General features: G+C 38.7%; 11 protein-coding genes. 9 read left to right on the top strand and 2 right to left on the bottom strand.

What is annotated here, in order from left to right:
- Position 1 precedes the first annotated feature (1 nt).
- Positions 2–850 carry an alpha/beta fold hydrolase gene (locus tag G6554_RS00305; RefSeq protein WP_166237654.1) on the bottom strand — a complete coding sequence of 283 codons (849 nt, stop codon included), beginning with the start codon at positions 848–850 and terminating at the stop codon, positions 2–4.
- Positions 851–1,002: 152 nt separating this feature from the next.
- Between G6554_RS00305 and G6554_RS00310 the strand changes: the two genes are divergently transcribed.
- The 4 genes from G6554_RS00310 (at position 1,003) to G6554_RS00325 (ending at position 4,732) form a co-directional block, all read left to right on the top strand.
- Positions 1,003–1,197 carry an IDEAL domain-containing protein gene (locus tag G6554_RS00310; RefSeq protein ID WP_166237655.1) on the top strand — a complete coding sequence of 65 codons (195 nt, stop codon included), beginning with the start codon at positions 1,003–1,005 and terminating at the stop codon, positions 1,195–1,197.
- 336 nt (positions 1,198–1,533) lie between these two features.
- Positions 1,534–3,180, top strand: a complete 1,647-nt coding sequence (locus G6554_RS00315) for a copper resistance protein CopC (RefSeq protein ID WP_166237656.1) — start codon at positions 1,534–1,536, stop codon at positions 3,178–3,180.
- Between the two features lie 20 nt (positions 3,181–3,200).
- Positions 3,201–3,851 carry a YcnI family copper-binding membrane protein gene (locus G6554_RS00320; RefSeq protein ID WP_166237657.1) on the top strand — a complete coding sequence of 217 codons (651 nt, stop codon included), beginning with the start codon at positions 3,201–3,203 and terminating at the stop codon, positions 3,849–3,851.
- Positions 3,852–4,165: 314 nt separating this feature from the next.
- Entirely contained in the window at positions 4,166–4,732 is a 567-nt protein-coding gene (locus tag G6554_RS00325) for a hypothetical protein (RefSeq protein WP_166237658.1), read from the top strand.
- Between the two features lie 48 nt (positions 4,733–4,780).
- Here the strand turns inward: G6554_RS00325 and G6554_RS00330 are convergent, their stop codons facing one another.
- Positions 4,781–5,422, bottom strand: a complete 642-nt coding sequence (locus tag G6554_RS00330) for a DUF6198 family protein (RefSeq protein ID WP_166238111.1) — start codon at positions 5,420–5,422, stop codon at positions 4,781–4,783.
- A 234-nt stretch (positions 5,423–5,656) separates the two neighbouring features.
- On the opposite strand from G6554_RS00330, the gene G6554_RS00335 reads away from it, so the two are divergent.
- The 5 genes from G6554_RS00335 to adhE all read left to right on the top strand — a co-directional run bounded on the left by G6554_RS00335 (position 5,657) and on the right by adhE (position 14,168).
- Complete coding sequence (locus G6554_RS00335; RefSeq protein ID WP_166237659.1) at positions 5,657–6,106, top strand: SRPBCC family protein; 450 nt, start codon at positions 5,657–5,659, stop codon at positions 6,104–6,106.
- Between the two features lie 258 nt (positions 6,107–6,364).
- A complete protein-coding gene (gene ppc, locus G6554_RS00340; RefSeq protein WP_166237660.1) occupies positions 6,365–9,130 on the top strand; it encodes a phosphoenolpyruvate carboxylase in 2,766 nt (921 codons plus the stop codon).
- A 132-nt stretch (positions 9,131–9,262) separates the two neighbouring features.
- Positions 9,263–9,493 (top strand): heavy-metal-associated domain-containing protein, encoded by a 231-nt coding sequence (locus tag G6554_RS00345; RefSeq protein ID WP_166237661.1) that lies wholly within the window; start codon positions 9,263–9,265, stop codon positions 9,491–9,493.
- 5 nt (positions 9,494–9,498) lie between these two features.
- The gene (locus tag G6554_RS00350; protein WP_166237662.1) at positions 9,499–11,346 is read left to right on the top strand and encodes a heavy metal translocating P-type ATPase; all 1,848 of its coding nucleotides are present in this window, start codon (positions 9,499–9,501) and stop codon (positions 11,344–11,346) included.
- A gap of 218 nt (positions 11,347–11,564) precedes the next feature.
- Positions 11,565–14,168, top strand: coding sequence for a bifunctional acetaldehyde-CoA/alcohol dehydrogenase (adhE, locus tag G6554_RS00355; protein ID WP_166237663.1), 2,604 nt, complete (start codon positions 11,565–11,567; stop codon positions 14,166–14,168).
- Positions 14,169–14,201: the final 33 nt, after the last annotated feature.

Here is a 14,201-nt window from a genome sequence, read left to right on the forward strand (position 1 = left end):
CTTAAGAATCTGCTGCCGTTTTAAAAGTCCCTATAAAATTTTTAATATATTCGAACACCTCGTTGGGACGTTCTTCCGGGAGAGCATGGCCGCTTTCTTTTAAAATGATCAATTCCGAATTGGATAAATCTTTGTTAAGTTGTTCCCCAACCTTAAGAGGCATCGATTTATCATGATCACCCCAAAGCAATAAGCAAGGGGTCTTAATTTGCCTAAGAATGTAGGCGGGCAGATCCCCCTCACGGTCGCGAATCATTCGTGTAAGTGCCACGAAAATTTCATCCTGTAAAAAGGGTTCTAAGTAGCCATTAATCATTTCATCATTAATAATGGAGTGGTTATAGAGGGTTTCCTGTAAGTTTTTCTTCACTCCCATGCGGGCAAACTTATATTTCACAAAAAGGTGGAAATACGGAATATAACTAGAGATGATTAATGGCAATTTAAAGCGTTTCAGATAGGCTGAACTACAAAGAAGGATAGCTTTATCAGCGAGCTCTGGCATCATGTGAAGGATATTCAGGACAATTTGTCCGCCCATTGAATGACCAATAAAGGTCATTTTTTTTAATCCTAATGATTCGGTAAGGTTGATAACGGTTTGAGCGAGATTCTTATAAGAATATACATAATGATTGCATTTTGCACTTTTTCCAAATGGAGGAAGATCAATTGACAACACTTGATACTCTTTTTTTAATAGGGAGATCAAATGACGGAATGTGAAGGTGGATGAAAGAAAGCCATGCAATAAAACTAACGTTTTTTCGGATGTTTGGTGTGGATAAAATTCATAATAGACATTAATGTTATTTACCTGTTGACTGCCGGTGAATACGTCCCGTTCCATTTATGGTTCCTCCTGTTCCCACATGAAAATAATTAAAATTACTATTCCCCATTTTTTATTCTTACATCAATAAAGCAAAAAATAAAAATAAAATATTTGAATTTTTAGATAATTAAATGTATAATGAAAAAAAGCTCAAGGAGTTGATTTCCATGGAAAAGAAATTACTAAATTCACCCCAACATTCGGAAGAGTATACAGATGCTGCAGTTGCTGAGATGTTCTTAAACAATGTCCTGCTTGAATTTAAGAAGGAAAAGATCCGTAAGGAAATCGACCAAACATTACAGGATGGTAACAAAGATTTGTTTCTTAAACTATCAGAGGAATTAAAGAAAATTTCGTAACTCCATTACTAACGAACCTATTTCTATTAAAAAGAATCCCCAATCCTTTGGACTGGGGATTCTTGGCCGTTCCAGCTGCTGAACACAATTGTAACTATTTTAAACCGTTTTGGGGCCAATTACGGTTTTTTTTATTAAAAAAATGAAGAAGGTATAAGCTATTGAAAAGAGTAATGATTGAAGAATAGTAAAATGTTCAATAATTAGCCATAATTAATTACAATCTTATTATTGTTAATACATTTTATTACCGTTATCATTGTTTAGATAGTGTAAATAGAATGAAAGAAATGTACGGGGCAAAATGGAGCCATTTGTGTTTGGGGGTGTTATGAATTGTATTATAAAAGTAAATTTTTCATGTTTATGGTAATCGTTTCCCTTTTCCTGTTTTTATTTCCGTCTATTTTTTCTGCCCACGCTTACATTAAGAAATCGACGCCAATAGAAAACCAAATGCTTGAACAAGCACCAAAAGAAATAACGATTCAATTTGATGAAACCGTCCAGCCAGCCTTTAATTCGATAAAAGTGTTTGATTCGGATGGGAACAGGGTTGACAAAAAAGATGGACGGATTGACCCAAAACAGCCGTCCATACTAAAAAGCGGGTTAAAGAAAAATCTTCCTGAAGGTACTTATCGAATAAAATGGAAGGTTGTTTCAAGTGACGGTCATCCTGTTGAGGGAGTTATCCCTTTTCAAATCGGAACTAAAGACCAAGGCCCAGCTAAAATACATAAAGAAACAACCGGCTACACACCGAAAGCAGATCTTATTATTATCCGCTGGGTGCAATATCTAAGTAATGCTTGCTATGTTGGGCTCCTGTTTTTTTACATGGTGATTTTGCCGAAGGAATATCGGAAAAATGGATCCACTGATAAACTGTTCCTAAGATTGTTAAGTTCGAGTTTGGTACTCTTATTCCTTAGTATCCTGCTCAGTTTGCCATTGCAAGCAACCATTGAATCTGGTTTCCCATGGAGTGAAGTATTTAGCTTTCAAACATTCGAAAATATGTTGATGAACACAAACTTTGGCCAAGCATGGATTTACCAGGTTGCTATCCTTTTGACATTGGCCCTCATAACATCATTTATCGGGATGGCGGAAAGCACGAAAAGGATTCTTCTATGGGTCTGTCTAGCTTTAGCCACGGCATTGCTTCTAACAAAGGCACTAACAAGCCATGCAGCGGCCCAAGCCAACCAATTATTAACGATATCTATGGATTTTCTTCATTTGCTGGCGGCATCAATTTGGATAGGAAGTTTAATTGGATTTGTAGCACTATTTTCATGGTGTAAAAACGAAAAAACGAAACAAGAATATTTACAAATGATGAAAGGTTTCTCTAAGTGGGGAATTATTCTCGTTCTTCTTTTAACCTTTACGGGGGTGTTTGGCAGCCTATTATATATCCCAAATCCTTCTTCACTTATTCAAACAACTTATGGAAAAGTGTTAACTAGTAAGGTTACACTGTTTTTGTTAATGCTGATACTTGCAGGTGTAAATTTTATAAAGGGAAAAGGAAAAAAAGAAAAGGGACTTTTTGCTTCCTTATGGGGCGAACTTTCCATTGGGGTGATCATCCTGATTCTATCTGTCGTTCTAACCAATTTACCTACAGCGATACAATCTCCAGGGCCATATAAGGAAACCAAAACAGTTCAGGGCAACCAAGTGACATTAAGGGTAACCCCTAATACTATTGGAGAAAATCTATATGAACTTACGCTACAAGATCGGCAAGGGGAGCCCATCAAGGATATTGAACAATTACACTTAACTTTTTCCATGACTGAAATGGATATGGGAAAGGAAACAGTCAATCTAAAAAAGGTTTCCGATGATAGGTTCGAGGTGCAAGGTTTGCATTTTATCATGGCAGGTGAATGGAACGTACATGTTCACATTTTGACGAAGTCGTTGGAAAGCATTGATACAGATTTTCACGTTTTAGTCGGAAGCCAATAAAAGAATTGGAGGAAATCAATATGAAAAAAACGATTTTAAAAATATCCAAGTTACTCATTCCAGCAGTTATTAGTTTATTTTTCTTTACCAGTATGGCAAGTGCTCATGTGACAGTAGTTCCAAAAACATCGGTAACCGGTGCATGGGAAACCTATACTTTAAAGGTTCCAGTTGAAAAAGATGTTGCCACAACTAAAGTAACCGTTAAGACTCCTGAAGGCGTAGAAATTATGTCCTACCAACCAGTTCCAGGGTGGACATATACAGCTGAAAAAGATGCAAGTGGAAAAGTAAAAACCTTCACATTTGAAGCAACTGGTGAGGGGATCCGAGCTGGGCAATTTCAACAATTTGTGTTTGTAGCAAAAAACCCTGAAAAGGCTTCTAAAGCAGCATGGGATGCATTTCAGTATTACAAAGATGGCAGCATTGTAGAGTGGACAGGTGACGAAAAATCGGAGTCACCACATTCCATTACGGATATTGTGACGGCAACTTCAACAGATCACCATGATTCAGCGACAACAGAACATGCAGAAAAAACAGATAAGGCGCCAACCGCTGACACTGAGAATGAGGATGAAACATCCGATTCTCTGCCACTTATCTTATCTGGTGCCGCTGCGTTACTTTCACTTATAGCACTTGTACTTGCCATTCGAAAAAAATAACAAAGAAACAGGAGAAGCCTTGTGCTCTCCTGTTTTATTTATATATTAGGGGAAATATACCAAATTCCGCTCCTAATCTAATAAACTCTCGACTATCATTTCATAAACAGTAAATTCCGTACTAAGTAAAAATAAGTTCTTCCTAGTATACGCCTTCATTAGGAATCGTAACTAAGCCCCAGGTCTTAGTTGGAAATAAAACCTGAGATTGTTCCCAATATAATAGAAGCCGTTTAGACTATTTATAGGGAATACTTGGGGATTTACTTACATTCTCCTCCCAATTGAAGATGAGTTTGTTGGAGGTATTAAATATGGAGCGGAAAATATATGTCCTTTTAACTGACACTGGTACAATTTTTACAAAAATAATAAAGTTTTATACGAAGAAGCCCCACAATCATGCATCCATTGTGGTAGATGACCATTTTAACAAGGTTTATAGTTTCGGCAGAAGAAACCCAAGGAATCCTTTCATGGCTGGATTCGTACAGGAGAATATTCGAGGTGGTTTATTTAGAAATGCCGATTGTGCTATTTATTGTGTCACGATCACAGATAACCAATTTGAAAAACTAATCGCTAAAATAAGAGAAATGGAGGAGCATAAGAGTAATTACAAATACAATCTTATCGGTTTAATTGCGGTAATGCTAAACATGGAGATTGACCGCAAGAATGCGTTCTTTTGCTCCCACTTTGTTGCAACCCTTCTTGAGGAATCAGGTATTCCAATAAAAAATCAAAAGCCGCTTTCCCTTGTAACCCCGCATGATATTAAGGAATCAGCCTCTCTAAAATTAATTTACGAAGGGAAGCTATCAAGTTACGTTCAAAATTATTATCAACCATATTGTCACGATAGAGTGGAAGTCATTTAAGGTGATACCCCTGTTTTTACTGAGATAGCAGGGGCATTACATTGATTATCAAGCAATTCTTTCTTGCGTCTCGCCTTTTTTCACTTTGACTTTTTCCACAAACACTTTAAACAGCTTTAAAGAGCGTTGAAAAACCGGGCTTTGTATAAAGGTATAAAGGAATGTGGCGATAAACACAGGACCGCCTAATATGAACCCGATAACGAGGATGAAACTTTCAACGATCATACGAGCTTGGCTTACTGACAATCTAGTTTTATCAGAGATCGAGAGCATAAAGCCATCCCGTGGACCGGCACCAATCCCTGCTGCTACATACATCCCGCCACCGATACCCGTGATGAACACTCCAGAAAGGAGAATCAGATAATCGAGCCATGTATTTGTTGCTTTTGGGAGAATATCTAACCAAAGAAAAAAGTCCATTATGGGACCAATACACAGTGCATTTAAAATGGTTCCCAAGCTTATATAGGTGCGAGCAACAAAAAAGGAAATGATGATTAAGACGAGCCCGCAGATAACGCCCCATGTACCAATGGTTAATCCAAAATGCTGATAAAGTGCCACATTTAAGACTTCCCAAGGATGCAGCCCCACATATTTAACCTTAACTGCGATGGCATTACCTAGGCCAAAAAAGGTGAGCCCCAAAAAGAATAAACAGTACTGAAAGAGTTTCAACTGTATGTCCCCCATAAATTCTAGTGACTTTTCTGAATATTAAAACCTATCTACATATCTTAAAATGTACTGTCACATTTTTCAATAGTTAATTTGAAATATGGCTAAGAATACAGCCGTACCGTTTACGAAAAATGAAGGTATGTTTCTTCTATAAACAATAAATGCAACATATAGTTAATAAAAGGCCTTCAGTCGTATGAAGGTCTTTTACTTTGACAATGAAAGAGGGATACACCAATGCCAAGCGAATTGCAACAAGTAGAATTAGATATCCCAATTGAGGTGATTTGGGACTTTATTAGAGACGAAAATAATTGGGCGCCACTTGTCCCTGGGTATATTCAACATGAAAAAATGAATGAGCGTCAAATCAGCTGGGAATTTAAAAGCGACCTTGTTGTCATGAAAAAAAAGGTTACACTCGTCATTGATATTAAGGAGTGGAATGAACCGAGTAAGGTGAGCTTTGAATTAAAAAGGAAGAACGAAAAGTATATTGGTGAAGGGTATTTTGAAGCAAAAGCCATAAATAGAAATAAAACACGAATTACTGGATTTCTCGAAATCAATGCAACAGGGCCAATGGGGACATTAGCAAATAACCTTTTCAAAAAAGCAATTCAAATAACGGATGAAGAAGTGACTGTTGCGATCTCTTCAAAGCTTGAAGAATTTACTAGAAAATAAATCAAAAAGAGCAACCCCTGATAAACAATGGGTTGCGGCTTTTTACGGTGATGATGATCGGAAAACTTATGTATTAGTAATTGATAAGATAGAATAACTAAGGAATCCTGCTTCATATTGGAGCAGGATGGTTTTTTATATGTTCTTTTTCAGTCTAAAGTGATAAAGTAAATTTAAATATTGAACATTTTCATAAAAAAATGTTATATTTATATATAAAATTTAGCGAATCTTTTGAATAAGGGGAAGGTGATCCATATGGCAATTGAAGAATCGAAAGTAAATGACAGCAGTCTTCCATTACGCCGCGATGTAAAATTACTTGGGAATATGCTAGGAGAAATCCTGGTAAACCATGATGGTCAGGAACTCTTTGAAAAAGTAGAAAAAATAAGACTTATGTGCAAAACACTTAGGACTCACTTTGATCAAGAGATTTACACAGCCCTAAAAGAGGAGATTTCCAGCCTAAGTTCGCCAATGCGGAAACAAGTTATTCGTGCATTTTCGATGTATTTCCATTTGATCAATGCAGCAGAGCAGAACCATCGAATTAGGAGGCGTAGACAGTATCAACTCCAGGACGAAACGATTGTTCAGCCTGCATCAATCGAGAGTGCTATCCTTAAACTGAAAGAAAATGACATTCAAGATGAGGTTATTCAAAATGTATTACAAACATTGTCGCTGGAACTAATCATAACTGCACATCCTACGGAGGCGACAAAACGTTCTATTCTTGAAATTCAGCAAAGAATAGCGGCATTATTAAACCAGCTTGATCATCCATTACTGTCGACAAGAGAGCAAAAAAAGCTAGAAGAGAGCCTTTTTAATGAAGTGGCGATTCTTTGGCAAACGGATGAATTGCGTGAACATAAACCGACTGTGCTGGATGAAGTCAGGAACGGGTTGTATTATTTCGATCAGACATTATTTGAGGTACTACCTGATATTCATCAGGAGGTAGCAGAGTGTCTTGAAAAAAACTATCCGAACACTTCATGGGATGTTCCCAATTTCCTTCGTTTTGGCTCATGGATTGGCGGTGACCGCGATGGTAATCCAAATGTTACCCATGATGTTACTTGGGGAACACTGGAAAGGCAGCGGAGGCTTGTCTTAAAAAAATATAAAAATGTTTTAATAGATTTAATGAAACGATACAGTCATTCTACGAAAAGGGTTAAGGTTAGTGACGAGCTTCTTTCCTTTCTTGAGGAAAAAGAGGATGTATTTTTAACAGAAGAGAAAAAATGGCCGATAAAAACAGAAGTTTACCGACGGGTTTTCGCTATGATCATTGAAAGAATACGGCAGGTTGGTAAATCCGACACGGGTTATCAATCAGCTGATGAATTATTAGCCGATTTGTTCATGATTGACAATAGCTTAAAACAACATCATCCAACAGCACATGAATTAAAAATTATTCAAAAGTTGATTCGTCAAGTTCAGCTGTTTGGCTTCCATTTAGCCACACTTGATATCCGGAACCATAGTGGTGAGCATGAGGCAGCTATGACGGAAATCCTGCGCAAAGTACAAATTGCCGAAAATTATGCAACACTTTCTGAAGAGGAAAAGGTAAAAATATTGCAGGGAATTCTTATGGACCCTCGACCACTCCTTCTACTAAATGAAGATTATTCCGCTGAAACACAGGAAATGATTAAAGTGTTCCAAATGATTAAAGCGGCGCATGAGGAATTTGGAAAGCGGTCGATTTCTGTTTATCTTGTCAGTATGACGAAATCTTCAAGTGACTTACTAGAGGTTCTTGTTTTAGCAAAAGAAGCCGGAATTTACCGACTTCATGCCGACGGAACACTAGAAAGTCATTTACATGTGGCTCCATTACTAGAAACAATCGATGATTTATCTGCTGGTCCAGCCATCATGGAAAGACTTTTCAACATGCCTGTTTACCGCAATCATTTGCAAATTATGGGGGACCAGCAGGAGATTATGCTAGGTTACTCTGATGGAAGTAAAGACGGTGGAACGTTAACGGCTAACTGGAAGCTGTATAAAGCACAGATTGAAATACATGAAATGGCAAAAAGGTATCAGATTGGCCTTAAATTTTTCCATGGGCGCGGGGGATCATTAGGACGTGGCGGTGGTCCGTTAAATAAAAGTATTCTTTCACAACCGGCAGAAACAATCGGCGATGGCGTTAAAATTACTGAACAAGGTGAAGTGCTCTCTTCAAGATATCTTCTTGAGGATATTGCCTATCGTAGTTTGGAACAAGCGACCTCTACCTTGATTCTAGCTGCCACACATGTTTCAAAAGAAGTGGAGCAGGGGCAATTACGCGAACAGGTTTGGGAAGAAGCTATTGAGGAAATCTCAAGTGATTCTTTAGCAAAATATCAAGCACTTGTATTTGGTGATCCTGATTTCCTTACCTACTTTAATCAAGGAACACCCTTAAAAGAAATCGGTGACCTAAATATCGGCTCAAGACCGATGAGTCGTAAGAATAAAGGCAGATTTGAGGACCTAAGGGCGATTCCGTGGGTATTTGCATGGACACAAAGCCGTCAGCTGCTTCCTGCGTGGTATGCTGCCGGAACAGGTTTAGACAACTATGCGGCAAAAAGTGAGCAAAACCTTAAGCTTCTACAGGAAATGTATGGGAAGTGGCCGTTCTTTCAATCAACCATTAATAATCTACATATGGCTTTGATGAAAGCAGACATTACAACGGCAAAAGAATATTTATTGCTTGTAGAAGATCAATCAATTGCAGATAGAATTTTTGGCGATATTCTCGAAGAGTATGAAAAAACAAAGGCAATTCTTCTTAAAATTACCGGTGATAAAGAATTGCTTGATCACACACCAAATATCAAAGAATCTGTCTACAGACGAAATCCCTACGTGGATCCGTTAAACTTTTTACAAGTTGATCTTATTAGAAAGTTACGAAAACAGGAGGAGCCGAGTGAAGAGTTACTCACGGAAGTGCTTCTCACTATCAGCGGAATCTCCGCCGGTTTACGAAATACAGGTTGATATAGATTTAAAAGGCGATAAACTTTTTAAAAAAGGTTTATCGCCTTTTTTTATAAATTTGACAACGGTCAAGGTTGAAGTATCTCATTCCCTATAAGATTAAGAGGAAATAACAGAAAGGGGAAATGAACAATGAAAACTATTAAATTGCACCTGGAGGACCTTACCTGCCCAAGCTGTATTAAAAAGATTGAACGAGCACTTTTAAATACGAAAGGTGTCGAAGGGGCACAGGTACTATTTAACTCTAGCAAAGTAAAGGTTGTTTTTGATGAGGGTATCATTGAATCAACTAGTTTAAAGGATGTAATTGAAAAATTAGGCTACCAAGTGTTGAGTACAAACGAAACAAACGGGAGGTGATAAAAATGAATCGAAATATGAGAGGAGCTATCGTCTTTATTTCAGGCAGCTTGCTTGCAGCTGCCTTTTTATTTCACTTTATCAAAATAAATGTCTTACAAGATGCGATGCTCATCCTTGCTACCTTAATAGCTGGTTATCCTATCGTAAAAAAGGCATGGCAATCCGCTAGGATGAAGGCCTTTAGTATTGAGTTACTTGTCACGATTGCCGTGGTGGGGGCAATGATACTGGGGGAATATGTGGAATCTGCAGCTGTTACCTTTTTGTTTTTACTAGGGGCATACCTTGAAGCACATTCTCTCGAAAAAACACGGAATTCATTAAAATCTTTGATGGAAATGACCCCTCTTAAAGCCACAGTGAAAAGAGAGGGGAAATCAATCATTGTTCCCGCTGAAGAGGTCACTAAAGGAGAACTTTTACTCATTCCCTCTGGCGAAAAAATTGCTGTTGACGGAATAATAACTTCGGGTCAAGCATTCTTAAATGAAGCAGCGATTACAGGGGAGTCTGTCCCTGTCAGAAAACAAAAAAATGATCATGTATTTAGTGGAACGATCGTTGATAGCGGATATATTGAAGTGCTGGCTGAAAAAGTCGGGGAGGACACGACGTTTTCCAGAATTATTGAGCTAGTGGAAGAGGCCCAAGAGTCAAAGGCGAAAACTCAGAAGTTTTTAGAAAAGTTCTCCAACCTTTATACACCAGCGATTATTATTCTATCCCTGATTGTCTTTGTTTTTACGAAGGATATTGAATTAACGCTGACCTTCCTGGTAATAGCGTGTCCGGGTGCCTTGGTCATTTCTGCGCCAGTATCGCTTGTTGCGGGGATTGGGAATGGTGCTAAGTACGGTGTCCTGATAAAAGGCGGAGAAATAATGGAGAAACTGGCAAAAATCGATGTTGTTGTGTTTGATAAGACGGGTACACTCACAAAAGGGCAGCCGGAGGTAACAGCTATTCAAACCTATGGAATGGATGAGGATGAATTTTTAACGATGGTGGCTGAGGCAGAGGTTATTTCGGAACATCATTTAGGTCGGACCATTGTAAAAGCAGCCGTAGGCAGAGGATTAAAACTTATAAATCAGCCTAATGATGTTGAGGTGATGAAAGGGCATGGTATAAAAGCAACCATCAAAGATAAAAAGTTGGTAATTGGGAATAGAAAATGGATGAATGAAAATCAAATACCTATTCCTGATACGGTGGAAGTATACGCAGAGCAGCAAGAGTTGGACGGAAATACAGCGGTTTTCACTGCATTAAACAATACCATTATCGGCGTTATTTCAATTGCCGATCAAATACGAGATGAGGCTGCTAAAACGATTCAAAAGTTAAAGCAATGCGGAGTAAAACAAATAGTTATGCTTACAGGAGATAACCGGCACACAGCTAATAAAGTCGCAAATCAGCTCGGAATGGACCAATATTTTGCTGAACTTCTCCCAGAAGATAAAGTAAGGCAGATTAAACAACTTCAACAGCAGGGTTATAGGACAGCTATGGTCGGTGATGGCATCAATGATGCACCTGCCATTGCAATCGCCGATATTGGGATTGCCATGGGTGGGTCAGGAACTGATGCGGCAATGGAAACCGCGGATATGATCATTATCTCTGATAAGCTTGATAGGCTAGTTCATGGATATACATTAGCGAAAGCAACTGTCAGTAATATGAAGCAAAATATGTCTTTTGCTGTTGTAACTGTTGTGATTTTATTAGCAGGAGTTTTATCCAAGAATATTTTTCTTGCCGCAGGGATGTTCATTCATGAATTTAGTGTATTGGTGGTTATCTTAAATGCACTTAGACTTGTGCGATATAAATATGCCCCGTGACTGGTGCGGTAAAATTTTGAACATTTTGTGAACTTTTTAATAATGAATGGCTATTCATTCATTTTGGCACAAAGTTCGACATTATTCGATTCATGCAACATGGTATATTTTAGCCAGAATAGGAATAAGGGAGTGAATCTGAAGAGCTCACGCACTGGTTGAGGAAGCCTCATTCTTTTGAAAATGCAAAAGTTTATAAATTCTGGAGGGGATTTTGAATGGCTGTAAAAGAAAAAGTGGTCCAAGAAAAACATTTAGTTCCGGAAATGATTGATACATTAGCCAATAAAGCTGCAAAGGCATTGGAGGAGTTTCGCTCCTTCAATCAAGAAATGGTAGATGAAATTGTTAAGCAGATGGCGCTAATAGCTCTCGAAAATCATAAATACTTAGCAAAGCTGGCTATTGATGAAACAAAAAGAGGGGTCTATGAAGATAAGGTTTTCAAAAATATGTTTGCTACCGAGTGTATCTATAACAACATTAGAGATATGAAAACGGTAGGAGTTATAAGTGAAAATGAAAATGAAGGTATGGTTGAAATGGCCGAGCCAGTTGGTGTCATTGCCGGAATAATCCCCATTACAAATCCGACATCAACCGTTATATTTAAATCGTTAATTTCACTTAAAACAAGAAATCCAATTATATTTGCCTTTCCGCGTTATGCACAAAAATGCTGTACGGTTGCTGCTGAACTGCTTAGGGAGGCGGCCATAAAAGCGGGGGCACCGGAAAATTGCATCCAGTGGATTGAAGTTCCTTCCCATGAGGCATTCCAAACCTTAATGAAACATCCATTGGTTTCGCTCATACTTGCAACAGGTGGACCTAACCTTGTCACAGCTGCCTACAGTTCTGGAAAGCCTGCACTTGGTGTTGGGGCTGGGAATGTACCGTGCTATATCGAAAAAACAGCCAATATCAAACGGGCTGTCAATGATCTTATTCTATCAAAAACGTTTGACAATGGGATGATTTGTGCTTCAGAACAGGCGCTTATTATTGACAAAGAAATATATGACGAGGTAAGGCAGGGGTTAATTGTTAATAACTGCTATTTCCTAAATGAAGAGGAGCGTCAATTGGTAGAGCAAATCGCTATTGATCCAAAACACGCTGCACTTAACCCAATGATTGTTGGATTACCTGCCTATTTGATTGCAAAAATGGCGGGGGTAAATGTTCCAGTCAATACAAAAATCCTAATTGCCGAGTTAGAAGGTGTAGGCCCGAACTATCCACTTTCTTGTGAAAAGTTAAGCCCGATTTTAGCCTGTTATAAAGTTAACAGTACGGCTGAGGGTTTGCAGATTGCTGCGGAAACATTAGAATATGGCGGTCTTGGGCATTCTGCGGCACTTCACACAGCTGACCAAAATCTAATCGAACAATTCTCACTGCAGATGAAAGCGGGACGAATTATTGTCAATACACCATCAACCCATGGGGCAATCGGGGATATCTATAATACATCGTTGCCATCTTTGACAATTGGATGTGGAACTTATGGAGGTAACTCTGTGTCGCAAAATGTCGGAGCAGCGAATTTAATCAATATTAAAAAGGTAGCGAAAAGAAGAAAAATGACGCAATGGTTTAAAGTGCCTTCACAAGTTTTCTTTGAGCAAAATTCCATTCAAATACTTGCACAGATTCCAGGTATTTCGAAAGCATTTATCGTTACCAGTGGAAGCTCTATAAAAAATGGCTATGTTGATAAAGTTCTCTATTATTTGAATAAGAATGGTGCAAAAATCCAGTTCGAATCCTTCTCAGAAGTAGAACCAGATCCTAGTATTGAGACGGTTATGAATGGTGCAGAAAGAATGAGAAGGTTCCAGCCGGATTGCATCATCGCCCTTGGTGGCGGTTCGGTTATGGATGCAGCAAAAGCGATGTGGCTTTTCTACGAACATCCAGAGACTGATTTCCATAGCTTAACACAAAAGTTCTTTGATCCGTCAAAGAGAGTCGTAAAATTTCCGGCTCTTCGCAGTAAAGCAAAATTGGTGGCAATCCCAACCACATCTGGGACAGGTTCAGAGGTTACTTCTGTTACCGTTATTACGGATAAAAAGACCAATAAGAAATATCCACTGGTAGATTTCCAACTGACGCCTGATATTGCCATTGTAGATCCACAGTTTGTCATGACAGTTCCGAAACAGGTTACTGCAGACACTGGGATGGATGTTCTGACCCATGCAATTGAGTCTTATGTATCAGTTTTGGCAAATGATTATACAGACGGGTTGGCACTTAAGGCCATCCAGCTCGTTTTTGATTATTTGCCGCGGGCATACAGTGATGGAAGTGATGAACTAGCAAGGGAAAAGATGCATAATGCATCGACAATAGCAGGAATGGCTTTCGGTAATGCCTTTTTAGGTATTAATCATAGCCTTGCCCACGTGCTCGGGGCTGAGTTTAGTATCCCGCATGGACGCGCAAATGCTATCCTCTTGCCGCATGTAATCCGTTATAATGCCGCAAAACCGAATAAGTTTATGACTTATCCTAAATACGAACATTTTATTGCGGATGTACGCTATGCGGAAATTGCCAAAATGCTTGGACTCCCCGCGAGCACAACAGAAGAAGGGGTTAACAGTTTAATCAAGGCAATTGTCAACCTTGCAGACGAATTAGATATTCAGATGAGTATTCAAGCAAATGGTGTTAATAAAGAAATGTTTGAAAACAAAGTAGCCTTACTTGCCGAAAATGCATTTGACGATCAGGATACCATTGCAAATCCAAAACAACCATTTATTAGCGAGCTTGCAGAAATATATCGTCAGGCTTTTAGGGGCGTATAAGTATGAAGGTCAGTCCCAGGATGTATGCTGGGA

This window comes from Bacillus sp. MM2020_4 (assembly GCF_011250555.1).
Taxonomy (GTDB): Bacteria; Bacillota; Bacilli; order Bacillales; family Cytobacillaceae; genus Neobacillus.

Coding starts and splice junctions, on each gene's coding strand:
- G6554_RS00305 (WP_166237654.1), bottom strand. CDS start 850: ATGGAACGGGACGTATTCACCGGCAGTCAACAGGTAAATAACATTAAT.
- G6554_RS00310 (WP_166237655.1), top strand. CDS start 1,003: ATGGAAAAGAAATTACTAAATTCACCCCAACATTCGGAAGAGTATACA.
- G6554_RS00320 (WP_166237657.1), top strand. CDS start 3,201: ATGAAAAAAACGATTTTAAAAATATCCAAGTTACTCATTCCAGCAGTT.
- G6554_RS00325 (WP_166237658.1), top strand. CDS start 4,166: ATGGAGCGGAAAATATATGTCCTTTTAACTGACACTGGTACAATTTTT.
- G6554_RS00335 (WP_166237659.1), top strand. CDS start 5,657: ATGCCAAGCGAATTGCAACAAGTAGAATTAGATATCCCAATTGAGGTG.
- ppc (WP_166237660.1), top strand. CDS start 6,365: ATGGCAATTGAAGAATCGAAAGTAAATGACAGCAGTCTTCCATTACGC.
- G6554_RS00345 (WP_166237661.1), top strand. CDS start 9,263: ATGAAAACTATTAAATTGCACCTGGAGGACCTTACCTGCCCAAGCTGT.
- G6554_RS00350 (WP_166237662.1), top strand. CDS start 9,499: ATGAATCGAAATATGAGAGGAGCTATCGTCTTTATTTCAGGCAGCTTG.
- adhE (WP_166237663.1), top strand. CDS start 11,565: ATGGCTGTAAAAGAAAAAGTGGTCCAAGAAAAACATTTAGTTCCGGAA.